Below are 25,293 nucleotides of genomic sequence, written 5' to 3' on the forward strand. Positions count from 1 at the left end.
CGTTCCAGCCGTTTCTCAAGGCCGTTTCAAGGGTTCGGGTGGGCTGTCCTTCCCTGACCTCGCCCTACCGTTCCTTGACCACCCGGCCGGGTATGCCGGCCACGACGGACCGCTCGGGGTAGGTGCCGCGAGCGACCGCGGAGGCGGCGACGACGCTGTGGTCGCCGATGAGGGTGCCCCGGGTGACGACGACCTTCGTGCCGAGCCAGACGTCGTCGCCGATGCGCACCGGGGACTTCACGATGCCCTGGTCCTTGATCGGCACGTCCAGACGCTCGGTGACGTGGTCGAAGTCGCAGACGTACACGTCGTCGCCGAACAGGCAGGTGCGACCGATGGAGATGTCGAGCCAGCAGTTGATGGTGTTGCGGATGCCGATGACGGACTTCTCGCCGATGCGCAGCGTCCCCTCGTGGGCCCGGACCCGGGCGTGGGCGCCGACGTGCGTGTAGGCACCCACGACGAGCCGGGCATACCCCTCACGCACCTCGAAGCGCACGTCCGGGCCGATGAAGCAGGGCCCCTCGAAGCGCAGCGACGGGTACCGCGCGCTGGCCCGCGCCATGCGCAGGTAGGACAGCAGGTGGTGCCGGGTGAACGCGCGGTGCCGCAGCGCCCAGCCCACCCAGCGCAGCCACGCGACCGGACGGGGCAGGCCCCACGGCGCGCCCTCGCCGTGCTCGGCGGGCGACATGTCGGCGTTCGCGGCCTCGGACATGGTCGGGGTCGGTCAGGAGGGCTTCACGCCGGTGATGCCGACGTTGTAGAAGAACCGGGCCGGGACGGCACGCGCCAGGAGCCGGTCGACGGCCGACAGCCGCTTCCACGAGCCGTACGCGAACATCGCCCAGCCCCAGCCGAGCACGCCGGGCTTGACCGCGGCCTCGAACGTGCGGATGGGCCAGCCCAGGAACGCGGCGGTCAGCTCCTCGGTGCGCGTGCGCACGTCGACGGCACCGGCCCGCTGCGCCATGGCCGCGAGGTCGGCCGGGTCGAAGGTGTGCAGGTCGACCACGGCCTCGAGGGCTGCAGCTCGCGAGGACTCGTCGAGCGCCTCACGGTCCCTGGCCCACGTGTCACGCAGGGGCGGCAGGTGCGTGATCGCGGTCGTGGCCTTCCACGTCAGCTGCCCCAGCCGGCGGGCGTACCAGTCGCCGATGGTGGTGGGCTCCCCCGCGACGACGAACCGGCCACCCGGCTTGAGCACCCGGAGCATCTCGCGGAACGCGGCCTCGACGTCGGGGATGTGGTGGATGACCGCGTGGCCCACGACGACGTCGAAAGTGTTGTCGTCGTAGGGGATCCGCTCCGCGTCGGCCACGCGACCCTGTACCGTGAAGCCCAGGGCCTCGGCGTTCGCCTTGGCCGCCTCGACCATGCCGGGCGACAGGTCGGTCACGTGCACCTCGTCGAGGACACCCGCCTGCTTGAGGTTGAGCGAGAAGAAGCCCGTGCCCGCGCCGAGCTCGAGCGCCGTGGCGTACGGCAGCGGCTCGTGGACGTCGCCGACGATCGCCTCGAAGCGGTCCCGGGCGTACTCGACGCAGCGCTCGTCGAAGGAGATCGACCACTTGTCGTCGTAGGTCTGCGCCTCCCAGTCGTGGTACAGCACCTGGGCGAGCTTGTTGTCCTCGTAGGCCGCGGCCACCATCTCCGCGGTGGCGTCGACGACCGGGGGGGGATCGGCGGGGACGGCCACTACCGGCCCTCGAACTTGGCCTTGCCCGGACCGTTCTCGACGAAGGACGTCATGCCGATCTCGCGGTCCCGCGTGGCGAACAGGCTGTGGAAGAGCATCCGCTCGATCTCCAACCCGGTCTCGAGGTCGACCTCGAGGCCACGGTCGATGGCCTCCTTGGCCGCGCGGATCGCCACGCTCGCCCCGCCGACGTACGGCTCGAGCCGGGCGCGCGCCGCGGCATACACGTCCTCGGCCTCGACGACCTCGTCGACGAGCCCGATCGTCAGCGCCTCGTCGGCGCTGACGAACCGGCCGGAGAACACGAGGTCCTTGGCCTTGGCCGGCCCCACGAGCCGCGCCAGGCGCTGGGTGCCACCGGCGCCCGGGATGACGCCGAGCAGGATCTCGGGCTGGCCGACCTTGGCGTTGCGCGCCGCGACCCGGAAGTCGCACGCGAGCGCGAGCTCGAGCCCGCCACCGAGGGCGTAGCCGGTGATCGCGGCGACCGTCGGCTTGGGGATGCGGGCGATGGAGCGGGCGAAGTCCTGGAGCCGGTGGGAGTACTCGGCCATCTCGGCGTAGGACTTCTGCGCCATCTCCTTGACGTCGGCGCCGGCGGCGAACACCTTCTCGCCACCCCACACGACCACGCCGTAGACGTCGGAGCGCTCGGTGACCTCGCGGGCCAGCCCGATGAGCACGTCGGCGACCTCGGCGTTGAGGGCGTTCATCGGCGGGCGGGCGAGGCGGATGGTCGCGAGGCCGCCCTCGACCTCGAGCGAGACGAGGTCGCTCATGCGGGGTCGCCGTCCGGGGCGGGCTGGCCGGACCCGGGGCCGCTGGCTCCCCCGTCGCCGCCCATGATGCGCTCGTGCCACAGCTGCACGCCGGTGAGGACGAGCTGGATGGCGATGTTGACCAGGGCCGCGACGTCGCTGTTCTGGTCGACGATGTGCTCGCTGGTCACGACGAGGGTGTCGTTGGCGAGGCCGCACTTGACGCTGTTCATCTGCAGGGTGATCTCGTTGCAGGTGGCCAGCCGGGTCAGCGGGTCGGAGGGGACCGCCTCGCTGATCGCCCACTGCCCGAACACGCGCATGATCTGGAAGTCGCCCTCGGTGCAGCGCACGAACAGCTGCTGCTCCTGCACGGTGAAGGCGACGTCGCCGTCACCGTCGACATTCGGCGCGACTCCCAGGTCGATGAGGGCGTCCAGCACCCGGCCGCGGAGGGGGTGCTCTCCGGGCGGCGGGGGGAAGTTGGGCAGGGCGGTCGGGTCGCTCATGGGGTCAACCGTAACCAGTGCCTAGGCTGAGGGCCATGGCGCCTGCCACGCTCACGCGTGACCTTCCTCCCACCCTCGGGATGACCCTCGTCGACGGTGGTGCGGACTTCGCCGTCTACGCCGGGCACGCCGAGTCCGTGGACGTGTGCCTGTTCGACGAGGGCGACACCGACGGCAGCACCGAGCGCCGGATCCCGCTGAGCCAGCGCACCCACGGCATCTGGTTCGGGTTCCTCCCCGGTGTCGGCCCCGGGCAGCGCTACGCCCTGCGTGCCGACGGCCCGTGGCGGCCGGCCGAGGGCCTGCGCTACAACCCGGCCAAGCTGCTGCTGGACCCCTACGCCCGCGCGGTCGAGGGCGAGGTGACCTGGGACCCGCGGGTCTTCGGGCACCAGGTCGACGACCTCCTGCGCGGCGACGACGTCATCCGCTCCCGGCTCGACAGCGCGGGAGCGGTGCCGCGGTGCGTCGTGGTCGAGGACCGCTTCGACTGGGGCGACGACCGGCACCCGCACGTGCCCCTCGCCGACTCCGTCGTCTACGAGGCGCACGTCAAGTCGATGACGCGGCTGCACCCCGACGTCCCGGAGCACCTGCGCGGCACGTATGCCGGCCTGTGCCACCCGTCCGTCGTCGCCCACCTCAAGGAGGTGGGCGTCACCGCGGTGGAGCTGCTACCCGTGCAGGCGTTCGCCACCGAGCCCGAGGTGGCGCGCCGGGGGCTGGTCAACCACTGGGGCTACAACACCCTCGGCTTCTTCGCGCCGCACGCCGCGTACGCCTCCACCCCGGACCCGCAGGGGGCCCTCGACGAGTTCAAGGGCATGGTGCGGCTCCTGCACGCCGAGGGCATCGAGGTGATCCTCGACGTCGTCTACAACCACACCGCCGAGCAGTCCTCGCGCACCGGCGCCTCGCTGTCGTGGCGCGGGCTGGACAACCGCGCCTACTACCGGCTCGACGAGCGCGGGCAGGACATCGACGTCACCGGTTGCGGCAACACCCTCGACCTGCGGCACGCCATGGTCTGCCGGATGGTGCTGGACTCGCTGCGGTACTGGGTGCAGGAGTGCCACGTCGACGGCTTCCGGTTCGACCTCGCGGTCGCGCTCGGGCGCGGGCGCACCGACGACTACGACCCCGACCACCCCTTCCTCGTGGCGCTGCGCACCGACCCGGTCCTCTCCCGGGTCAAGCTCATCGCCGAGCCGTGGGACGTCGGGATCCACGGCTGGCGCACCGGGCAGTTCCCGCCGCCGTTCTCGGAGTGGAACGACCGGTTCCGCGACACGGTCCGCACCTTCTGGCTGCAGGACGTCGGCGGCCAGGCCTCGGGGCACGACGCCGGGCACGGCGTGCGCGAGCTCGGGACCCGGCTGGCCGGCTCCCAGGACCTGTTCGGGGCGCGCGACCGCGGCCCGGTCGCCTCCGTCAACTACGTCGCCGCGCACGACGGCTTCACCATCGCCGACCTGACCCGCTACAACGCCAAGCACAACGGCCCCAACGGCGAGGGGAACCGCGACGGCAGCGACGGCAACCGCTCGTGGAACCACGGGATCGAGGGGTATGCCGAGTCCGGCGCGGCACCCGCGGAGCTGGCCGCCGTCGAGGTCGTGCGGCGGCGCTCGATGCGCAACCTGATCGCCACCACGCTGCTCGCCACGGGCGTGCCGATGCTGCTGGCCGGCGACGAGCTCGGTCGCACCCAGGGCGGCAACAACAACCCCTACTGCCAGGACAACGAGATCTCCTGGGTCGACTGGGACCTCCAGCCGTGGCAGCGCGACCTGCTCCGCACGACGGCCTTCCTCGCCCGGCTGCGCGCCGAGCACCCCGTGCTGCGGCAGCGCACCTTCTTCACCGGTCGCGAGGTCCACGAGGACCGCTCGACCGACCTGGCGTGGTTCGACGTCGAGGGCCTCCCCATGGACAGCGCCCGGTGGGAGGACACCGGCACCCGCACGCTGTCGATGTACCTCGGCGGGGCGTGGCTGGGGCAGCGCTCCCTGCTCGTCGTCCTGCACGGAGAGGCGTCGGACGGCAAGGTGACGCTGCCGTCGCCACCCGGGCTCACGGCATACGAGCTGCTCTGGGACTCGGCCGACGAGGCCCCCGGCGAGCCGGGTCCGCCCATGGCACCCGGGCCGGTCGAGGTGACCGGGAGCAGCATGCGGGTCTACCGGGCGCTGGACGAGACCTAGCCCCACGGCGGGACCGGCGCGCCGGTGTCACGGGCGACGCGGATCCCGACGGGACGTGCCCCGCGACTCGTGGACGGCGCCCTCGTCGTGAAAGGGTGCAGCGTGATCGAGATCCTGACCCCCTCCGAGGTGGCGCGGGCCCGGGAGACCGGCGCGCTCGTGGCCGACATCCTGCAGGACCTCAAGGCCCGCACCACGGTCGGGACGAACCTCCTCGACATCGACCGCTGGGCCCGCGAGCGCATCGAGGGCGCCGGCGCGCTGTCCTGCTACGTCGACTACGAGCCGTCGTTCGGGCGCGGGCCGTTCGGCCACCACATCTGCACCTCGGTCAACGACGCGGTCCTGCACGGCCTGCCGCACGACCGCGCCCTCGCCGACGGCGACCTGCTCAGCCTCGACCTGGCGATCTCGCTTGGCGGCGTGGTCGCCGACTCCGCGATCAGCTTCGTCGTCGGCGACCGGCGTCCCGACGGGGCACTGGACCTCATCACCGCGACCGAGCAGGCGCTGGCCGCGGCCATCGCGGCGGTGCGGCCGGGCGCCCGGGTCGGCGACCTCTCCCACGCCATCGGTGAGGTGCTCACCGGGGCGGGGTACCGCGTCAACACCCAGTTCGGCGGGCACGGTGTCGGGTCGACGATGCACCAGGACCCGCACGTGGCGAACTCCGGGCGCGCCGGTCGCGGCTACACCCTCCGCCCGGGCCTGCTCCTCGCGCTGGAGCCGTGGGTCATGGCCGACACCGACCGGCTGGTGACCGACGACGACGGGTGGACCCTGCGCAGCGCCACCGGCTGCCTGACCGCCCACAGCGAGCACACCGTGGCCGTCACCGACGACGGCGCCGAGGTCCTGACCCTCCCCCGCTGAGCGACCTCCACCTGAGCGGCCCCGGCCGCCTCAGTGGACGGAGGCGAGCAGCACGCCGACGCCGACGAAGAGGCCGCCGAAGATCCGGTTGAGCCGGCGCTGCCCCGAGGGGGTGCGCGTCATCCGGCGCAGCCCGCGCGCGGCCACCGCGAAGACGAACCACATCACCAGCACGTCGACGACCACCACGGTGGCAGCGAGCACGCCGTACTGCGGCAGCACGGGCCGCGACGGGCGGATGAACTGCGGTGTGAAGGCCAGGAAGAACACGACGGCCTTGGGGTTGGTGAGGTTGACCAGCACCCCCTGCCGGAACATCTGCCACGCGGTCATCCGCACCACGGGCGCCTCGGCGTCGACCGCCTCGGGCCGCGCGAGCAGCTGGCGGACGCCGAGGTACACGAGGTAGGCGGCGCCGGCGTACCGGATCACCTCGAAGAGCACGTGCGACTCCGCCACCAGCACGCCCACCCCGGCGGCCACCACGGCGATGTGCACGAGCAGGGCCAGCTGCTGGCCGAGGATGCCCCAGATCGACCGGGTCCAGCCCACGCCGATCGAGTTCGTCATGGTGTTGATGGCGCCCGCACCGGGGGTCAGCGAGATGAGGACCGCCGCCCCCACGAGGGCGAACCACACCGACCACGACACGGCGGGATCCTAACGACGGGTTGGGTCCGCACCTCGGGTCGGTACGCGTGCCGAGACACACCACCCGGCAGGACCGCTGGTTCGGCCCGCTGGACGACGCCGCGGTCCGACGGTGAGGATCGCGGCATGGGCGAGCCCCCGGAGCTGCTGGTCGCGGACGCGGCCGCGTGGCGTGGCTGGCTCGCCGACCACCACGGCACGACCCCCGGCGGGGTCTGGCTCGTGCTGTGCCGGCCGGGAGCCGTCGGGCCGACGCGCCTGCTCTACCAGGAGGCGCTCGACGAGGCGCTGTGCCAGGGCTGGGTCGACGGTGGCCTCAGGAAGCGCGACGGCGAGAGCCAGCTCGTCCGGTTCACGCCCCGGCGGCCGCGCAGCCCGTGGTCGGCGCGCAACGTGGGCAACGTCGAGCGGCTGCTCGCCGCCGGCCGCATGGCACCTGCCGGCCTGGCGGAGGTCGAGCGAGCCAGGGCCGACGGCCGGTGGGACCGCGCCTATGGAGGCGCCACCCCGGCAACCGTGCCGGACGACCTGCGCGCCGCCCTCGAGGCGTCGCCGGCGGCGCGGGCAACGTGGGACGTCCTGACACCCACGAACCGGCACGCCATCGTCTTCCACGTCGGCGAGGCCCGGCGCGCGGACACCCGTGCCCGCAGGATCGGTCGCTTCGTCGAGATGCTGGCCCGGGGCGAGACGCCGATGCCGCAGGCGGCGCGACCGCCCCGACCGTGACGAGGCTGCTCCCACGGGAGTAGCCGAGGTGACGCCCCCGGGCGGACGCGGCGCGACACGGTTCAGGGGCAGGGCTGTACCCGGCCCCGGACAGCGGTATGCCGCGTGCGCAGGGCGCGCACGCGGCATACCGACGGGTGAGGAGGCGGGTCAGGCGTTGACGACCAGCCCCAGCTCGCTCGTGCTGGCCAGCCCGTCGTGCCTGGGCAGGATCCGCACGGTGTAGCCGAACGAGCCGGTCCGCGAGAGGGCGAAGTCGCCGGCGAACTGGTGCCGACCGCCCTCGTAGGACTCGACGAAGTCCAGCGACTTCACCTCGACGTCCTTGAGCTCGTCGCTGTCGCGGGCGGTGCCGTGCACCACCTGGACGTCGACGTCATCCGGGTCGAGGCCGTCGAGCGAGACGTACGCCCGCACGTGCAGCGTCTCGCCGATCTGCGGGCTGTCGCCCACGCCGGAGGACTCGACGTGGTCCACGCGGACGTTCGGCCACGAGGCCGTGACCTTCGCCTTGTAGGCCGCGAGCTCGCGGGCGCCGACGAAGGTGTCGCCGTTGAGCGCCCAGCCCGCGCGGGCCGCGGGGCCGTAGAGCTGGGTGGTGTAGTCGCGCACCATGCGGCTCGCCAGGACCTTCGGGCCCAGTGTCTGCAGGGTGTGCACCATCATCCCGAGCCAGTTCTGCGGCAGACCCTCGGCGTCACGGTCGTAGAACCGCGGGGCGACGACGGTCTCGATGAGGTCGTACAGCGCGGCCGCCTCGATGTCGTCGCGCCGGTGGGCGTCCTCGACGCCGTCGGCGGTCGGGATCGCCCAGCCGTTCTCGCCGTCGAACCACTCGTCCCACCAGCCGTCGAGGATGGAGAGGTTGAGCCCGCCGTTGAGGGCAGCCTTCATGCCCGACGTGCCACACGCCTCGAACGGCCGCAGCGGGTTGTTCAGCCAGACGTCGCAGCCCGGGTAGAGGTACTGCGCCATGGCGATGTCGTAGTTGGGCAGGAAGACGATCCGGTGGCGGATCTCCGGGTCGTCGGCGAAGCGGACCATCTGCTGGATGAGCTGCTTGCCGGTCTCGTCGGCGGGGTGGGACTTGCCGGCGATGACGAGCTGGATCGGGCGCTCCGGGTCGAGCAGGAGGCGCTTGAGCCGCTCGGGGTCGCGCAGCATGAGGGTGAGGCGCTTGTAGGTCGGCACGCGGCGGGCGAAGCCGATGGTCAGCACGTCGGGGTCGAGGATGTCGTCGACCCAGCCGAGCTCGGCCGGGCTGGCGCCGCGCTTCTTCCACGACGAGCGGGTGCGCCGGCGGGCCTCCTGCACCAGCTGGGCACGCATCTCGCGCTTGGTCTCCCAGATCGCGTGGCGGGGGACGTCGGAGATGCGGTCCCAGGCGTGGTCGCGCTCGATGTCGGTGGTGCCGAGGTGCTTCGCGGCGAGCTCGTAGACCCGGCGGTCGACCCAGGTGCCGGCGTGGACACCGTTGGTGACGCTCGAGATCGGCACCTCGTCGTCGTCGAAGCCCGGCCACAGGCCGTCGAACATCTCGCGGCTGACGACGCCGTGCAGCTGGGACACGCCGTTGGCGCGCTGGCCGAGGCGCAGGCCCATGACGGCCATGTTGAAGATGCCCGCCTGGCCGCCGGGGTAGTCCTCCGCGCCGAGGGCGAGCAGTCGCTCGATCGGCACGCCGGCGACGGCGTTGTCACCGCCGAAGTGCAGCTCGATGAGGTCGGCGCCGAACCGGTCGATGCCGGCCGGGACGGGGGTGTGCGTGGTGAACACGGTGGCCGCACGCACGGCCTCGAGCGCCTCGTCGAAGGAGAGCCCGGCCGTCTGCGTGAGCTCGTGGATGCGCTCGACGCCGAGGAAGCCCGCGTGGCCCTCGTTGGTGTGGTAGACGTCCGGAGCCGGGGCCCCGGTGAGCCGCGACCACAGGCGCAGCGCGCGCACGCCCCCGATGCCGAGCAGCATCTCCTGCTGGAGGCGCTGCTCGCCGCCGCCGCCGTAGAGCCGGTTGGTGATGTCGCGCGCAGCCTCGTCGTTCTCCGGCACGTCGGAGTCGAGGAGCAGCAGCGGCACGCGGCCGACCTGCGCCCGCCACACGTGGGCGTGCAGCTCGCGGCCGCCGGGCAGGTCGAGGGTGATGACACACGGTGTGCCGTCGTCCTCGCGCAGCAGGCTGAGCGGCAGGCCGTCGGGGTCGAGGACCGGGTAGGTCTCCTGCTGCCAGCCGTCGCGGTTGAGGCTCTGCTTGAAGTAGCCGGTCTTGTAGAAGAGGCCGACGCCCACGATCGGGACGCCGAGGTCGGAGGCGGTCTTCAGGTGGTCGCCGGCGAGGATGCCGAGGCCGCCCGAGTACTGCGGCAGCACCTCGGTGATGCCGAACTCGGGGCTGAAGTAGCCGATGGCCTGGGGGGCGCGCCGGCCCTTGTCGTCCGGCTCCTGGCCCTCGGCCCACGCCTGGTACCAGCGGGGCTCGGTGAGGTACTCGTCGAGGTCGGCCTTGGCTGCGGCGACGGCAGCGACGAAGTCGTGGTTGCCGGCGAGGTCGGCGAGCTCCTGGGGGGACAGGGCCGACAGGAGGCGCACCGGGTCGTGGCGGACCTTGGCCCACCGGTCGGCGTCGATGCGCTGGAACAAGTCCCGGGTCGGGGGGTGCCACGACCACCGCAGGTTGCTTGCGAGGTCGCCGAGCGCTGCAATGGGCTCGGGCAGGACGGTACGGACGCTGAAGCGTCGGATGGCCTTCACGAGGGGCCATCCTAAGCCCTCGGGGCCCCGTCATTGTTGGTTTCTTGCAGATCTTTCAGGGGATTTCAGCGTCACGCCCCTGGCCTGCGCAAAGGCGTCCGCCGGGCGTCGCGAACATGTGCCCAGCGGGCTAACCGAGTAGCGTCGGGCGCGTGACTGCGACCCCCCGAGCAACCACACCACCCACCCCCGCCGCGCCGTCCGCGGACGCCCGGGGGACGACCCGGACGGGAGCGTCGAAACCGCCGCGTTCCACCCCTCCCCAGCGACCCGTCGGCCGCATCCCGGTCCAGGACGTCCGCCCGTGCGTGGACCACGGCGCGCGACCGGCGGCCAGCGTCGTCGGTGAGGAGCTCACGGTCTCCGCCACGGTGTTCCGCGAGGGCCACGACGCGGTCAACGCCTCGGTCGTGCTCACCTCCCCCACCGGGGCCGAGACGCTCGTGCCGATGACCCTGGTCAACCCGGGGCTCAACGCGTGGGAGGCCGTCGTCGCCCCCGCCGAGCTCGGGCTCTGGAGCTACCGGGTCGAGGGCTGGTCGGACCCCTACGCCACGTGGGACCACGACGCCTCGATCAAGGTCGCCGCGGACATCGACTCCGAGCTCATGCTCGAGGAGGGTGCCCGCGTGCTGGAGCGCGCCCTGGCCGAGGTCGAGCGCCCCGCCGCCGCACGCACCCTGCTCGAGGACGCCGTGACCGCCCTGCGCGACACCCGGCGACCGCCGCAGGCCCGCCTCCAGGTCGGCACCGACCCCGCCGTGCGGACCGAGCTGCACGACCGCCCGCTGCGCGACTACGTGAGCCCGTCCGCCGACCTGCCGCTGCTCGTCGAGCGCGAGCGCGCGCTCTACGGCGCGTGGTACGAGATCTTCCCGCGCTCGGAGGGAGCGGTGCAGGACCCGGAGACCGGGAAGTGGACGTCCGGCACGTTGCGGACCGCCGCGAAGCGCCTCCCCGCCATCGCCGAGATGGGCTTCGACGTCGTCTACCTCACCCCGATCCACCCGATCGGCACGACGGCCCGCAAGGGCCCGAACAACACCCTCGACGCAGGCCCCGACGACCCGGGCAGCCCCTATGCCATCGGCTCGCCCGACGGCGGCCACGACGCCATCCACCCCGACCTCGGCACCTTCGAGGACTTCGACGCCTTCGTCGCGCGCGCCGAGGAGCTCGGGCTCGAGGTGGCGCTCGACATCGCGCTGCAGTGCTCCCCCGACCACCCGTACGTCACCAGCCACCCCGAGTGGTTCACGACGCGCGCGGACGGCACCATCGCGTACGCCGAGAACCCGCCGAAGAAGTACCAGGACATCTACCCGCTCAACTTCGACAACGACCCCGCTGGCTCGTATGCCGAGGTGCGCCGGGTCATCCAGGTGTGGATCGACCACGGGGTCAAGATCTTCCGCGTCGACAACCCGCACACCAAGCCGGTCGAGTTCTGGCAGTGGCTGATCGAGGACGTCGCCCGCGAGCACCCGGAGGTCATCTGGCTCGCCGAGGCGTTCACCAAGCCGGCGATGATGCACACCCTCGGCAAGGTCGGGTTCCAGCAGTCGTACACGTACTACGCGTGGCGCAACCAGAAGTGGGAGCTCGAGGAGTACGTCCGCGAGCTGGCCGGCGACGCGGCGGCATACATGCGCCCGTCGTTCTGGCCGACCACCCACGACATCCTCACGCCGTACATGCAGTTCGGCGGCCCCGCCGCGTGGAAGCTGCGGGCGGCCCTGGCCGCGACGCTGGTGCCGACCTACGGCATCTATGCCGGCTACGAGCTCATCGAGCACGTGGCGCGCCCGGGCGCCGAGGAGCAGATCGACAACGAGAAGTACCAGTACAAGAACCGCCACTGGGAGGACTACGAGCCCGGCGGTCCCAAGGAGGGGCAGTCGCTGGCCGGCTACCTCGCGCGGCTCAACGAGATCCGCCGCGCGCACCCCTCGCTGCACTGGCTGCGGAACATCACCTTCCACCACGTGGACGACGAGAACATCATGGCGTTCTCCAAGCGCCGCGTGCTGCCCGACGGCACCGAGGACGTCGTCGTGGTCGTCGCCAACCTCGACCCGCACAGCACCCGCGAGTCGATGGTCCACCTCGACATGCCGGCCCTCGGGTTCGGCTGGCACGACACGGTCGCCGCGCACGACCTGGTCACCGACCAGTCCTGGCAGTGGCAGGAGAACGTCTACGTGAGACTGGGTCCGGAGACCGAGCCCGTGCACGTCGTCGAGATCAGGAGGTTCTGATGCAGGGTCTCAACCTCAACCAGCCCGGCCTCAAGCACGACCCCGAGTGGTTCAAGACGGCCGTGTTCTACGAGGTGCTCGTCCGCGGCTTCGGCGACTCCAACGGGTCGGGGGCGGGTGACTTCACCGGGCTCATCAACCGGCTCGACTACCTGCAGTGGCTCGGCGTCGACTGCCTGTGGCTGCCGCCGTTCTACGCCTCGCCGCTGCGCGACGGCGGGTACGACATCGCCGACTACACCGCGGTCCTGCCCGAGTTCGGCACACTGCCGGACTTCCAGGAGCTGGTGTCGCAGGCCCATGCCCGCGGTATCCGGATCATCACCGACTTCGTCATGAACCACACCAGCGACCAGCACCCGTGGTTCCAGGCGTCGCGCTCGGACCCGGAGGGGCCGTTCGGCGACTTCTACGTGTGGTCCGACACCGACGAGAAGTATGCCGACGCGCGCATCATCTTCATCGACACCGAGGTGTCGAACTGGACCTTCGACCCCGTGCGGCGACAGTTCTTCTGGCACCGGTTCTTCTCCCACCAGCCGGACCTCAACTTCGAGAACCCCGCCGTCCACGAGGCGATGTTCGACGTCGTGCGGTTCTGGATGGACATGGGCATCGACGGCTTCCGGCTCGACGCGGTCCCCTACCTCTACGAGGAGGAGGGCCACAACGGCGAGAACCACCCGAAGACCCACGAGTTCCTCGCCAAGCTGCGGCGGATGGTCGACGAGGAGTACCCGGGCCGGATCCTGCTCGCGGAGGCGAACCAGCCGCCGGCCGACGTCGTGGACTACTTCGGCACCGAGGACTCACCCGAGTGCCAGATGTGCTTCCACTTCCCGGTCATGCCGATGCTCTACTACTCGCTGCGCGAGGAGAAGGCGGCGCCGATCATCGACGTCCTCGCCGACACCCCACCGATCCCCAAGGGCGGGCAGTGGGGCACGTTCCTGCGCAACCACGACGAGCTGACGCTCGAGATGGTGACACCGGAGCAGCGGGCCGCGATGTACGGCTGGTACGCCCCCGACCCGCGCATGCGCGCCAACGTCGGCATCCGGCGACGCCTGGCTCCCCTGCTCGACAACAGCCGGGCCGAGATCGAGCTGATCCACGCGCTGCTGCTCTCGCTGCCGGGCTCGCCGTGCCTGTACTACGGCGACGAGATCGGCATGGGCGACAACATCTGGCTCAACGACCGCGACTCGGTCCGCACGCCGATGCAGTGGACGCCCGACCGCAACGCCGGGTTCTCCACGACCGACCCCGGCAAGCTCTACCTGCCGGTCATCTCCTCGCTCGTCTACCACTACAACAACGTCAACGTGGAAGCCCAGATGGCGCACAGCTCCTCGCTGCTGCACTGGGTCAAGGCGATGCTCGAGATCCGCCGGCACCACCCGGTGTTCGGGCGCGGTGACTTCGAGGTCTGTCCCAGCGACAACGAGGGCGTGCTGTCCTACCTGCGGGTCGAGTGGGCCGGTGAGGGCGACGCGCAGGACTCCGAGGCGGTGCTCTGCGTCAACAACCTGACGAGCCGGCCGCAGGCCACGACGATCAAGGTGCCGGAGGAGTTCAAGGGGGCGCAGACGACGGACCTGTTCGGCGGCCTCGGCTTCCCCAAGGTCTCCGACGACGGGACCATCACCCTGACCCTGGGCTCGCGCGACTTCTTCTGGCTCCGACTGGCTCCGGCGGCTGCCCGTGGCTGAGATCCACACGACGGCCTCGCTGTCGCCGACCAAGCTGGAGCTGCTCGAGGGCTGGATGGGCCGGCAGCGCTGGTATGCCGCCAAGGGCAGCACCCCGCGCCTGCGCAAGCTCTGGTCGTGGCGCCTCGACGACCCCGCGGGGCAGGTGGGCATCGAGACCATCCTCGTCGTCGACGAGGCCGGCCCCGCGCCCGTGCTCTACCAGGTGCCCCTCACCTACCGGGCCGCACCGCTGGAGGGCGGGCAGTCGGCCCTGGTCGGCACGACCGAGCACACCGTCCTCGGCCGCCGGTGGGTCTACGACGGACCGCACGACCCGGTGTACGCCGCGCAGCTCCTCGAGCTGGCGCTGGGCCGGGCCGTGCCGCAGGCCGGTTCACAGTCCGACACCGTCGAGCCCGACGTGGTCGGCGAGCGCCACCGGTCGTGGACCCAGGAGGTGACCCTGCGCGGGTCCCGGGTGCTGTCCGGCGAGCAGTCCAACACCTCGATCGTGTTCGACTGCGTGGACGCGGACGGGGCCCCGAAACCGTTGATCTGCAAGGTCTTCCGGATGCTCCACGACGGGGAGAACCCCGACGTCACCGTCCAGGGCGCACTGTCCGAGGGCGGCTCGACGCGGGTGCCCGGCATGGTCGGCGCCGTGTCCGCCCGCTGGCCGTCGCCCGTCGAGGGCGGTCCGTCCGCCGCCGGCCACCTCGCCTTCGCCCAGGAGTTCTTCCCCGGCACCGAGGACGCGTGGCGGGTGGCGCTGCGTGCGATCGGCGCGGGCGAGGACTTCACCGCACCGGCCCGCGAGCTCGGTGCGGCGACCGCGGAGGTGCACGACCTGCTGGCGCGGGTGCTGCCGACCGAGCCCGTGACCGAGGCCGCCATCGCCGAGGTGGTGGCAGGCATGCGCGGGCGCTACATCGCCGCGGCGTCGGAGGTGCCGGCCCTCGCCGCCTTCGAGCACCGGATCGCGTCGGTCTTCGACCGGGCCGTCAACGCGCCCTGGCCCCGGCTCCAGCGGATCCACGGCGACTACCACCTCGGCCAGGTGCTGCAGGTGGCCGGTCGCGGGTGGGTGCTGCTCGACTTCGAGGGTGAGCCGCTGCGGCCGCTGGCCGAGCGCAGCCGCCCCGACCTCGCGGTCCGCGACGTGGCCGGCATGCTCCGCTCGTTCGACTACGCGGCCGGGTCGTGGGAGCAGTCCCACCCCGGCAGGAGCGCGCGCGAGTGGGCCGCCGCCACCCAGGCCGCCTTCCTCGACGGGTATGCCGCGGCGGCCGGGACCGACCCCCGCGACAACCCCGCGCTGCTCATCGCGTTCCAGCTCGACAAAGCCCTCTACGAGGTGGTGTACGAGGCACGAAACCGCCCACCGTGGCTGACCATCCCGACCGCCGCAGTGGCCCGACTGCTCGACGACGCACGAAGGGACCTGGCATGAGCCCCAAGTTCGGCAAGAACAAGAAGGACCCGAAGGACCCGAAGGACCCCCAGGGCGACAGCACGCCCACCGCAGCCCCCGTCGACGGGACGCAGGCCACGCCTGACGCGCACCCCGTGGACACGTCGCAGGCGCCGGCCGCTCCAGGGACCCACCCGGACCCGGCTGCCCCTGGGTCGGGCCGGGTGACCGCGCCGCCCGTCAGCCGTGAACCCACCGCGGGTCAGGTGACCGAGCCCCCGGCGAGTCCGGGGGCCCAGCCGGGCCAGGTGACCGAGCCCCCAGTGAGCCGCGAGCCGGAGCCGGTCCCCGTGCCGGCCACGCCGGAGGAGGCCATCCGCGCCTTCATCGACGGGCGGCACCAGCAGCCGCACGACCTGCTCGGTCACCACCTCGAGCCCGAGGGCCTCGTGGTGCGCGCCTTCCGGCCGTTCGCGGCCTCCGTGGTCGTGCGCTTCGCCGACGGCGAGCACGTGGCGATGGAGCACGAGTCCGACGGCGTGTGGCGCGGACTGCGCCCCGGCGCCACGCAGACGCAGGACTACCGCCTGCTCGTCGCCTACGGCGACGGCATCGAGCACGTCCAGGACGACCCGTACCGGTTCGCACCGACGCTGGGCGACCTCGACCGCTACCTCATCGGCGAGGGGCGGCACGAGCAGCTCTGGACCGTGCTCGGCGCCCACGTGCGCGAGTACGGCGGCCCGATGGGCTCCGTGGTCGGGACGTCGTTCGCCGTGTGGGCCCCGCGCGCCCAGGCCGTGCACGTCGTCGGCGACTTCAACGGCTGGGACACCCGCAGCCACCCGATGCGCCTGCTCGGCGAGTCCGGCGTGTGGGAGCTCTTCGTCCCCGGGGTCGGCGACGGCGCCCTCTACAAGTTCATGGTCCGCGGGGCCGACGGCCGCGTCCGGGAGAAGGCCGACCCGATGGCGCGCTCGACCGAGCTGCCGCCGGGACGCGCGTCGCGGGTCGAGCACTCGCGCTACGACTGGCAGGACGAGGACTGGCTGCGCCACCGGACCGAGAACGACCCGCACACCGGGCCGATGAGCGTCTACGAGGTGCACCTGGGCTCCTGGCGCAAGGGGCAGTCCTACCGCGACCTCGCCGAGCACCTCGTCAACTACACCCGCGACCTCGGCTTCACCCACGTCGAGTTCATGCCGGTGATGGAGCACCCGTACCCGCCGTCGTGGGGCTACCACGTCACCAGCTACTACGCGCCGAGCGCGCGGTTCGGGACGCCGGACGACTTCCGGTACCTCGTCGACCGGCTGCACAGGGCCGGCATCGGCGTCATCCTGGACTGGGTGCCGGGCCACTTCGCGACCGACCCGTGGGCGCTGGCCCAGTTCGACGGGCTGCCGCTGTACGAGCACCCGGACCCGCGCAAGGGCTGGCACCCCGAGTGGGGCTCCTACATCTTCGACTTCGGCCGCCAGCAGGTGCGCAACTTCCTCGTGGCGAATGCCGTGTACTGGCTCGAGGAGTTCCACGTCGACGGCCTGCGCGTCGACGGTGTCGCATCGATGCTCTACCTCGACTACGCGCGCCGCGACGGCGAGTGGATCCCCAACGTGCACGGCGGCCGGGAGAACCTCGAGGCGGTGGGCCTGCTCCAGGAGGCCAACGCCACGGCATACAAGCGCGTCCCCGGCATCGTCACGATCGCCGAGGAGTCCACGTCCTGGCCGGGCGTCACGAAGCCGACCGACGCGGGCGGCCTGGGCTTCGGGCTGAAGTGGAACATGGGCTGGATGAACGACTCCTTGCGCTACCTCAAGGAGGACCCGGTCCACCGGCAGTACCACCACAACCTGCTGACCTTCTCGCTCATGTACGCGTACAGCGAGAACTACCTGCTGCCGATCAGCCACGACGAGGTCGTGCACGGCAAGGGCTCGCTGCTCCGCAAGGTTCCGGGCAGCCGGTACGACCAGCTGGCGACGGTGCGCGCGTACCTCGCGTACATCTGGAGCCACCCGGGCAAGCAGCTCATCTTCATGGGCAGCGAGTTCGCCCAGGAGGCCGAGTGGGCGGACGGCCGCGAGCTCGACTGGTGGCTGCTCGACCACGCGGCCCACTACCGGGTGCACAACCTGGTCAAGGAGCTCAACCGGGTCTACAAGGACAGCCGGGCCCTGTGGGCGCTGGACTCGGACTCGGCCGGCTTCGAGTGGCTCAACGCCAACGACAACGCCGGGAACACCTACTCCTACCTGCGTTTCGGCACGCCCGACCGGCAGGGCGACGTGCTGGCGGTGGCCGTGAACTTCGGCGGCATCTCCCGTGACCCGCTGCGCCTGGGCGTGCCCCGGGCGGGCCGCTGGCGGGTGGTGCTCGACACGAGCGGGTTCGACGAGTTCGGCACGGCCAGCCAGGCCGGCGTCGAGCTGGAGGCGCAGGACGTCCCGGCGGACGGCCAGCCGTACTCCGTGGAGGTGACGGTGGCGAAGCTGTCCGCCGTCTACCTGGCGCCCATCGAGGAGGACGAGGAGGTGGCCGCGCCGTGAGCGACCCGCGCGCCGGTCAGCCGGCCCAGCCGTCCGACCTCGTCGACGTCCCGCACCTGGTCACGGCGTACTACACGCTGCAGCCGGACCCGCAGGACGTCGACCAGCAGGTGGCGTTCGGGACGTCGGGGCACCGCGGCTCGAGCCTGAGGACGGCGTTCAACGAGGCGCACATCCTGGCCACGACGCAGGCCATCTGTGACTACCGGGCGGCCCAGGGCTACGACGGACCGCTCTTCATGGGACGTGACACCCACGGCCTGTCCGAGCCCGCCTGGGCCTCCGCCCTGGAGGTGCTCGTCGCCAACGACGTCACCGTGCTCGTCGACGACCGCGACGGCTACACGCCCACGCCGGCGGTCTCGCACGCGATCATCCGCGCCAACGACGGGCGGACGACCGGCAGCGGGCTCGCCGACGGCATCGTCGTCACGCCGTCGCACAACCCCCCGACCGACGGCGGTTTCAAGTACAACCCGCCGCACGGCGGGCCGGCCGACTCCGACGCCACCAAGGTCATCGCCGCGCGGGCGAACGAGCTGATCGCCGGCGGCCTCGGCGAGGTCAAGCGCGTGCCCTTCACCCGCGCGCGTGCTGCGGCAGGGGCGTACGACTTCCTGGGCACCTACGTCGACGACCTGCCGAGCGTCCTCGACGTGGCGAGGATCCGCGAGGCGGGCATCCGCATCGGGGCCGACCCGCTGGGCGGGGCGTCCGTGGCGTACTGGGGGGAGATCGCGGACCGGCACGGCCTGGACCTGACCGTGGTGAACCCGCTCGTCGACCCGACGTGGCGCTTCATGACGCTGGACTGGGACGGCAAGATCCGGATGGACTGCTCCTCCCCCTCGGCGATGGCCTCGCTCATCGCGCGCAAGGACGAGTACGACCTCGCGACCGGCAACGACGCCGACGCCGACCGGCACGGGATCGTCACGCCGGACGCCGGGCTGATGAACCCGAACCACTTCCTCGCCGTGGCGATCCAGTACCTCTTCGGCGGTGCGCGCGCCGACTGGCCCGACGGCGCCGCCATCGGCAAGACGCTGGTCTCCAGCTCGATGATCGACCGGGTGGCTGCCGACTTGGGCGGCCGGCTCGTCGAGGTGCCCGTCGGGTTCAAGTGGTTCGTGCCGGGGCTCATCGACGGCAGCTTCGGCTTCGGCGGCGAGGAGTCGGCAGGGGCCTCGTTCCTGCGCCGCGACGGCCGGGCGTGGACGACCGACAAGGACGGCATCCTGCTCGCGCTGCTGGCCTCCGAGATCCTCGCCGCCACCGGGAAGACCCCCAGCGAGCACTACCGCGACCTGGTCGCGCGGCACGGCGACCCGGCATACGCACGCATCGACGCCCCGGCGAACCGCGAGCAGAAGGCGAAGCTGGCCGCCCTCTCCCCCGGCGACGTCGCCGCGGACAGCCTCGCGGGCGAGCCGATCACGGCCAAGCTGACCGAGGCGCCCGGCAACGGGGCAGCGATCGGCGGCCTCAAGGTCACCACGGAGAGCGCCTGGTTCGCGGCCCGGCCGTCCGGCACCGAGGACGTCTACAAGATCTACGCGGAGTCGTTCCGCGGCCCCGAGCACCTGGCGCAGGTGCAGGCCGAGGCGCGCGAGGTGGTCGGCGCCGCCCTCGGCGGCTGAGGCGCCTCACTCAGCGGGCAACCCTCCCGTTCGGCGCCTGCCCGTGCGCGCTCCGCGCCCGCCCCTCCGCACGCTCCCACCCCCACCCCACTTGTTGCCGGCAGGTCGTCACCAGATGGCCTCCGGGAGGCCGCCGTGACCACGTGGTGGCAACGACTGGGTGAGGTGGATCGCGAACCCGGCGGGATTCGGAGGGATCCTCCGGAATTAAACGGAGGGTTGCTCCGTTGTATGGGACATGACGACGCGCCAGAGCCCCCGACCGACCCGTACCTCCTTCCCTCGCTCCGGTGACCATGGCCCCAACCTCGCGACGCTCGACCAGCTGCGAGGACTGCGCCGCCCCCGTCTGATGACGCCGGAGGCGCGCCGCCACCAGGTGCCGCAGGAGTGCAGCGCCTGCTGAGCCACGGCTCCCGCCAGCACAGCGCGCGACGACGGCCCGGACACCACACGGTGTCCGGGCCGTCGTGCGTTCGGTTGGCGGCCGCAGTCGCGCGCGTGGGGGGTCTCAGGCGGAGACGGCCGGCGCCGGGCCGCCCACCACCGCCTCGTCGGTGCGGGAGGCGCCCGAGCCCAGCCGCGAGCGCTCGTCGTCGACCCACAGCCGGGTGAGGCCGCCGAAGTGGCCCTCGAACCGCTCCCACTCGTGCGGCGGGTACGTCTGCTGGATCGTGCTCGTCAGCAGGGACCGGAACGCGTCCGAGTCCACCCACTCCAGCACCAGCTCGTCGACGTGGCCGAGGGCGGCGTCGCAGAACTCGCGGTAGCGCTCGGTCTCGAAGTGCTGGTCGGCCAGCCGCTGGTATGCGGCGAGCTTGCCCTGGTAGTCGAGGTCCGGGTCGTCGGCCACCGCGAACCACGGGTCGGTGTCGACCTGCGTGCGCGCCCGTCGGTCGGTCGCCACGCAGAACACCGACCACTTGAGCAGCGCCTTCATCGCCCACGGGAAGTAGTAGTGCAGCGACGTCACGGCCACGTCGGGACACGCGTTGGCGTAGTCGATCGGGTAGACCACGCCGTCCTTGACGAGCATCTCGCACGAGTTGAACTCCCAGCGGAAGAAGGAGTTCACCGTCTGGGCGATGGTGATCGCCTCGCTGCCCACCGCCTCCGAGAGGAAGCCGTGCTCCACGGCATACCGCTCGTGCATGGGCTCGTCGGGACGGAACTTCATGACCATCGTCTCCGGCCCGATCGTGAGCGCCCGCGCGAAGACCTCGAACCCGTCGACCGCCTTCTGCAGGTGCATGAGCATCTCGCCGGAGTCGTTGTACGCGGAGTGGAGGTCGTCGCGGTCCTTGATCATCGAGACGCCGCGCCACGCCCCGCCGTCGAACGGTTTCATGAACATCGGGTAGCCGAGCTCCTCGGCGATCTCGTCGAGGTCGAAGGACTTGTTGTACTTCGAGGACGTGAACGCCCAGCGCACGTTGTCGATGGGGTTCTTGTAGGGCACGAGGACGGTCTCGGGGACGTTCATCCCGAGCCGCAGCAGGGCGCAGTAGGCCGAGTGCTTCTCCATCGACTGGAACGTGAACGGGCTGTTCAACAGGTACACGTCGTCCATGAGCGCGACCTTCTTGAGCCACTCGCGCGGGTGGTAGTACCAGTGCGCCAGCCGGTCGATGACCAGGTCGTGCCGTGGTTTGTCACGCAGGTTGAACGGCTCGATGGTCACGCGCTCGGTGGTGACCCGGTGCTGGGTGCCGTCCGGCCCGGTCACCGTCCCGAGCCGCTCGACGAGGGACTCGAACGCCGCCGGCCAGTCGCCCTCGGCACCGAGCAGGAGTCCGATCAGGTGGTTCCGTGAGGAGGACATGCGCCCATACTTGCGGCTGCTCGCCGATGCCGAAAGTGGAGACGGCGGCCCCCGGCCCAGTGGGGCTGAGGGCCGCCGCGGGCGCTGCCGACCTCAGAACAGGGCTGACGTCAGAACAGGGCGGACGTCAGAACAGGGCGGACATCAGCGCCGTGCGCGCCTTGCGCACGCGCTCGTCGTGGGACCCCACGACGGCGAACAGCTCGAGCAGGTGGGCGCGCGCGGCCTCGCGCTCGTCGCCGCTCGTGGCGCGGACGAGGTCGATGAGGCGCAGGAAGGCGTCCTCGACGTGGCCGCCGAGGACGTCGAGGTCGGCGACCAGCGTCTGGGCGGCGACGTCCTGCGGGTGCTCCGCCGCGGCCGCGCGGGCGGACTGCAGGTCGGCGCCTTGGGTGCGCTGCATGAGCCCGACCTGCGCGAGGCCCAGCTGGGCGTCGGCGTCGGCGGGGTCCTGCTTGAGGGCCGAGGTGTATGCCGCGGCGGCAGCCTCGAGGTCGCCGCGCTCGATGGCGTCGTACGCCTCCTGGTGCAGCGGGGGCAGGGGCGGCTCCTCCCCCTCCTCGGCGCTGCCGGCGGCGGACACGTCGACCCGGCCGGCGACACCGTGCTGGACGGCCAGGCCGAGGAACTCGTCGAGCACCTGGCGCAGCGTGGCCTCGGCCTGCACGCCGGCGAACATCGGGACCGGCTGGCCCTGGACCATCCCCATGGTCACCGGGACGCTCTGCACCTGGAACGCGCGCAGCAGCGTGGGGTTCGCCTCGACGTCGATCGAGACGACCTGGAACCGGCCCTCGTACGAGCCGGCCACCGAGACGACCGTGTCGAGGTAGGCGCGGGACTCGGGCAGGCGGGCCGCCCAGAGGACGAGCAGCAGCGGGACGCTGACCGAGGCGTTCGCGATCTCCTGGAAGTTCGCGTCCGTGCCCTCGACGACGACCCCGCTGCGGCCCGGCACGCCCGGCGCGGCGGCCGCGTGGCCACCTGCCGACGAGCCGGTGGACGGGGTCGCGGTGGCTCCGGCAGGGGCCGCTGCGCTCTGCAGACCCGACAGGTCCACCGCTCCTCGCACACCACCGGGGTTCGGCTGATCAGTCATGCCGCTGATTCTTCCCCACCGGCGCCGGGACCGCCCAGCCGCCCCGGGTCGCGCCGGGCCGCCACACGACGAGGGTCCTGCTCAGGAGCCCTTGGCCGAGGACAGCACCTCGTCGACGGCGACCATCTTCGCCTTGCCCTGCGCGGGCACGGTGAAGACGACCATCTCGTAGGTCTGCAGCTGCGCACTGCGGGTCAGCGTCTTCTTGCGCACCAGCTTCTGGAAGTCGGCACTCGCCGTCAGCGACTTGCCGCCCTTGCTCAGCGTGATGGCGTCGGTGCGCTGCATCAGTGCGAACACCAGCGCGCCACCGTCCTTGAGCCGGATGGCGGTCGTGCCGGGCTGCGGCACGTGCTTCTGCGTCAGCGTCGCGAGCTTGCCGAACGACTTGGCCTGGGCCGCCGCGTTGGCCCGCACGGCGAGCGCGAAGGGGTCGCCCGTCTCCACGTCCGGCGCCGGGGAGGCCTTGGGGTACGCCAGCGCACCGGCATACTCCTGGACGAGCTTGTCCGGGGGCACGGACAGGTCGGCGCCGTCGGTGACCAGGGGCGAGCCGCTGCGCAGCGAGTCCAGCGCCGCGACGGTCGCACCGGGGTGCATCCGGGCCGACGCGGCCAGCTTGAACGGGGTCGCCGGGTCGGGCGAGGTGAGCAGGTTGAGCTCGGTGGCGCCGTCCTTGCCCGCCGTCTGCACGACCATGACGCGCGGCCACGCGGTGCCCCGCGAGACGGCCAGCACCTTGGGCGGCGTGCTGCGGGTCAGGGGCGCGTCGGCGGCCGAGGTGCCGTCCTCGCTCTTGGCCGCGGCCTCGGCGACCGCGAGCGCGCTGCCGGTGAGCGCCTGCTTGCGCAGGGCGTCGGCCTTGTCGCCGGTGGCGCGCGAGGCCTCGTCGGCCTGGTCGAGGACGCGGGTCGCGATCTGCTCCGCGGTGTCGGGCGCGATGGGGGCCGTGGTGGTCACCTGCGCGGGCGCGTCGTGGAGGCCGACGACGGCCTCGGCGGCGCCGCACCCGGCGAGGGCCAGCGCGAGGGCCGCGCCGACCAGGACCTTGGGGGTGGGGGTCATGCCTTCACCTCCGGGGCGGGGTCGGTGGCGTCCCTCGAGGACGCCGGGACGTCTGTCTCCTGCTCGTCGCGCGCGTCGCCCTGCTCGTCGCGCGCGTCGCCCTGCTCGTCGTGCGTGGCGACCGCCGGGGTGCCGTTCGTGTCGTCGGCGCCCTCGGCGGGGCCGCCGGAGGAGCGCCGCCACGTGCCGACCAGGCCCACGGCACCGACCGCGGCGAGGATGAGCCCCACCAGCGCCGTCAGCAGGCTCTGGGCGAACCACGTGCCCCGGCTGATCGTCAGCGTGACCGACGTGACCGTGCCGCCGGGGGCCGCCACGACGAGCGCCTCGGGCGCGTCGCCCTGGTCGACCTCGACGTGCGCGCGTCCCTTGCCGGTCACGGTCTGGCGCCAGACGTCGGCGCCGGCGAGGTCGGCGGCGGGGGCACCGGTGCCGGAGGTGGTGCCGGCGAGCTTCCAGGTGCTCACCCGGGAGCCGGTGATGCTGGTGTGCGCAGAGCCACCGACGACGGCCTTGGCGTCGGACGGCGAGGTCCGTCCGATCCAGACCTGGCCGCCGTCCTTCGTCGTCGCGGTCACGTCCACCGGGTCGTCGACGCGGTTGAGCACGCTCGGCTCCAGGACCACGACGCCGGTGCCGGGCGTGGCGCGGAACGTCGCGCTCCCCGAGGTGCCGAGGTGTGACGTGAACCACGCGCCCACGACGAGCAGGACCAGCCCGATGCCTGTCAGCGCGGCCAGGAGCACGCGTTTGGCCAGGATCGACACAGTTCGAATTCCTTTACGTGAGACGGCCGGCGTGGGAGGCGTCCCCACAGCCGGCATTCCCTCCACCATGACCCAACGCCCCCGACGAGGACAAATCCTCGGCCCCTGAAATCGGGACATCAGTGGCATGATCGCCGGGATGACCGCACGAACGCGACACGGCAGGGCCAGGCGCCCCGGGCGGCCCCGCGAGGAGGCGACGGAGCAGGCCATCACCGCTGCCGCCCGCGAGGTCCTGGCCGCCAAGGGCGTGTCCCGGATGTCGATGGAGCACGTCGCCGCCAAGGCCGGTGTGGCCAAGAGCACCCTCTACCGACGCTGGCCGTCGAAGGTCGAGCTCGCCGTGCACGCCGTCGCCGTCCAGTTCGACGAGATCGAGGTCGGGGACCACGGCTCGCTCGCCGCCGACATGCGTGCCGGCATCGAGGAGGCCGCCACCCTCCTGCGCGACCCGTCCACGGGCGGGGCGTATGCCGCGCTGCTGGCGGAGTCGGCCCGCGACCCCGACGGGGTGGGCGTGAAGGTGCGCGAGTCGCTCTCCACCCGGCTGCACGCGCTCGTCGCGACGTCGGTGGAGCGGGCCATCCGCCGTGGGGAGATCCGCCCCGAGATGGTCGACGTCGACCTGCTCGCCGACATCGTCGTCGGCTCGGTCATGCACCGGGCCCTGGTCACCGGCGAGCCCGACGCCGCGTTCGTCGACGCCCTCATCGAGCTGCTCGCCGACGTCGCCTGGGCCCGGCTCCACCGCGCCCAGAAGCAGGCGGCGGCAGCCGCGGCCGACTGAGGCACACGGCATACCGCCGCCACGGCG

Annotated in this window: 19 protein-coding genes; 9 read left to right on the forward strand and 10 right to left on the reverse strand. The window is 72.0% G+C overall.

Going from position 1 to position 25,293, the window contains the following annotated elements; all coding sequences use genetic code 11:
- Positions 1–64 precede the first annotated feature (64 nt).
- From J2X64_RS02480 to J2X64_RS02495, 4 genes are read right to left on the reverse strand one after another with little or no spacing between them, the layout of a single operon-like run.
- The gene (locus J2X64_RS02480; protein WP_310149113.1) at positions 65–718 is read right to left on the reverse strand and encodes an acyltransferase; all 654 of its coding nucleotides are present in this window, start codon (positions 716–718) and stop codon (positions 65–67) included.
- 12 nt (positions 719–730) lie between these two features.
- Positions 731–1,699, reverse strand: a complete 969-nt coding sequence (locus J2X64_RS02485) for a methyltransferase domain-containing protein (protein WP_310149115.1) — start codon at positions 1,697–1,699, stop codon at positions 731–733.
- Positions 1,699–2,478: an enoyl-CoA hydratase-related protein gene (locus J2X64_RS02490; protein WP_310149117.1), complete on the reverse strand. Its 780-nt coding sequence runs from the start codon at positions 2,476–2,478 to the stop codon at positions 1,699–1,701. The genes J2X64_RS02485 and J2X64_RS02490 overlap by 1 nt, the downstream gene beginning before the upstream one ends.
- Positions 2,475–2,966, reverse strand: coding sequence for a T3SS (YopN, CesT) and YbjN peptide-binding chaperone 1 (locus tag J2X64_RS02495; RefSeq protein WP_310149120.1), 492 nt, complete (start codon positions 2,964–2,966; stop codon positions 2,475–2,477). Before J2X64_RS02495 ends, J2X64_RS02490 begins: the two co-directional genes overlap by 4 nt.
- Before the next feature lie 35 nt (positions 2,967–3,001).
- Here J2X64_RS02495 and glgX point away from each other — a divergent pair, with 35 nt between their 5' ends.
- Complete coding sequence (glgX, locus tag J2X64_RS02500; RefSeq protein WP_310149123.1) at positions 3,002–5,170, forward strand: glycogen debranching protein GlgX; 2,169 nt, start codon at positions 3,002–3,004, stop codon at positions 5,168–5,170.
- A 102-nt stretch (positions 5,171–5,272) separates the two neighbouring features.
- Positions 5,273–6,043, forward strand: a complete 771-nt coding sequence (gene map, locus J2X64_RS02505) for a type I methionyl aminopeptidase (RefSeq protein ID WP_310149126.1) — start codon at positions 5,273–5,275, stop codon at positions 6,041–6,043.
- A 30-nt stretch (positions 6,044–6,073) separates the two neighbouring features.
- Here the strand turns inward: map and J2X64_RS02510 are convergent, their stop codons facing one another.
- On the reverse strand, positions 6,074–6,694 hold the full coding sequence (locus J2X64_RS02510; protein ID WP_310149129.1) for a LysE family transporter: 621 nt from the start codon (positions 6,692–6,694) through the stop codon (positions 6,074–6,076).
- A gap of 126 nt (positions 6,695–6,820) precedes the next feature.
- On the opposite strand from J2X64_RS02510, the gene J2X64_RS02515 reads away from it, so the two are divergent.
- Positions 6,821–7,423 carry a YdeI/OmpD-associated family protein gene (locus J2X64_RS02515; protein WP_310149132.1) on the forward strand — a complete coding sequence of 201 codons (603 nt, stop codon included), beginning with the start codon at positions 6,821–6,823 and terminating at the stop codon, positions 7,421–7,423.
- A 150-nt stretch (positions 7,424–7,573) separates the two neighbouring features.
- Here J2X64_RS02515 and glgP read toward each other — a convergent pair whose 3' ends face one another.
- A complete protein-coding gene (gene glgP / locus J2X64_RS02520; protein ID WP_310149134.1) occupies positions 7,574–10,168 on the reverse strand; it encodes an alpha-glucan family phosphorylase in 2,595 nt (864 codons plus the stop codon).
- A gap of 152 nt (positions 10,169–10,320) precedes the next feature.
- Between glgP and J2X64_RS02525 the strand changes: the two genes are divergently transcribed.
- Genes J2X64_RS02525 through pgm form a run of 5 tightly spaced genes read left to right on the forward strand, consistent with a single transcriptional unit; the run spans position 10,321 to position 19,726 of the window.
- Positions 10,321–12,426 carry an alpha-1,4-glucan--maltose-1-phosphate maltosyltransferase gene (locus J2X64_RS02525; RefSeq protein WP_397444006.1) on the forward strand — a complete coding sequence of 702 codons (2,106 nt, stop codon included), beginning with the start codon at positions 10,321–10,323 and terminating at the stop codon, positions 12,424–12,426.
- Positions 12,426–14,138, forward strand: coding sequence for a maltose alpha-D-glucosyltransferase (treS, locus tag J2X64_RS02530; protein ID WP_310149137.1), 1,713 nt, complete (start codon positions 12,426–12,428; stop codon positions 14,136–14,138). Before J2X64_RS02525 ends, treS begins: the two co-directional genes overlap by 1 nt.
- Positions 14,131–15,570 (forward strand): maltokinase N-terminal cap-like domain-containing protein, encoded by a 1,440-nt coding sequence (locus J2X64_RS02535; RefSeq protein ID WP_310149141.1) that lies wholly within the window; start codon positions 14,131–14,133, stop codon positions 15,568–15,570. The genes treS and J2X64_RS02535 overlap by 8 nt, the downstream gene beginning before the upstream one ends.
- Positions 15,567–18,086 (forward strand): 1,4-alpha-glucan branching protein GlgB, encoded by a 2,520-nt coding sequence (gene glgB, locus J2X64_RS02540; protein ID WP_310149144.1) that lies wholly within the window; start codon positions 15,567–15,569, stop codon positions 18,084–18,086. The genes J2X64_RS02535 and glgB overlap by 4 nt, the downstream gene beginning before the upstream one ends.
- Positions 18,083–19,726 carry a phosphoglucomutase (alpha-D-glucose-1,6-bisphosphate-dependent) gene (pgm, locus tag J2X64_RS02545; protein ID WP_310149145.1) on the forward strand — a complete coding sequence of 548 codons (1,644 nt, stop codon included), beginning with the start codon at positions 18,083–18,085 and terminating at the stop codon, positions 19,724–19,726. The genes glgB and pgm overlap by 4 nt, the downstream gene beginning before the upstream one ends.
- 511 nt (positions 19,727–20,237) lie before the next feature.
- On the opposite strand, the gene J2X64_RS02550 is transcribed toward pgm, so the two are convergent.
- From J2X64_RS02550 to J2X64_RS02565, 4 genes are all read right to left on the reverse strand, one after another.
- Complete coding sequence (locus J2X64_RS02550; RefSeq protein WP_310149148.1) at positions 20,238–21,548, reverse strand: hypothetical protein; 1,311 nt, start codon at positions 21,546–21,548, stop codon at positions 20,238–20,240.
- 127 nt (positions 21,549–21,675) lie between these two features.
- Positions 21,676–22,647, reverse strand: a complete 972-nt coding sequence (locus J2X64_RS02555; protein WP_310149150.1) for a tetratricopeptide repeat protein — start codon at positions 22,645–22,647, stop codon at positions 21,676–21,678.
- Between the two features lie 81 nt (positions 22,648–22,728).
- Positions 22,729–23,712: a hypothetical protein gene (locus J2X64_RS02560; RefSeq protein WP_310149152.1), complete on the reverse strand. Its 984-nt coding sequence runs from the start codon at positions 23,710–23,712 to the stop codon at positions 22,729–22,731.
- The gene (locus J2X64_RS02565; protein WP_310149154.1) at positions 23,709–24,479 is read right to left on the reverse strand and encodes a hypothetical protein; all 771 of its coding nucleotides are present in this window, start codon (positions 24,477–24,479) and stop codon (positions 23,709–23,711) included. The genes J2X64_RS02560 and J2X64_RS02565 overlap by 4 nt, the downstream gene beginning before the upstream one ends.
- A 139-nt stretch (positions 24,480–24,618) precedes the next feature.
- Between J2X64_RS02565 and J2X64_RS02570 the strand changes: the two genes are divergently transcribed.
- The gene (locus J2X64_RS02570; RefSeq protein ID WP_310149156.1) at positions 24,619–25,266 is read left to right on the forward strand and encodes a TetR/AcrR family transcriptional regulator; all 648 of its coding nucleotides are present in this window, start codon (positions 24,619–24,621) and stop codon (positions 25,264–25,266) included.
- Positions 25,267–25,293 lie beyond the last annotated feature (27 nt).

This window comes from Phycicoccus sp. 3266 (assembly GCF_031456495.1).
Lineage (GTDB): Bacteria > Actinomycetota > Actinomycetes > Actinomycetales > Dermatophilaceae > Pedococcus.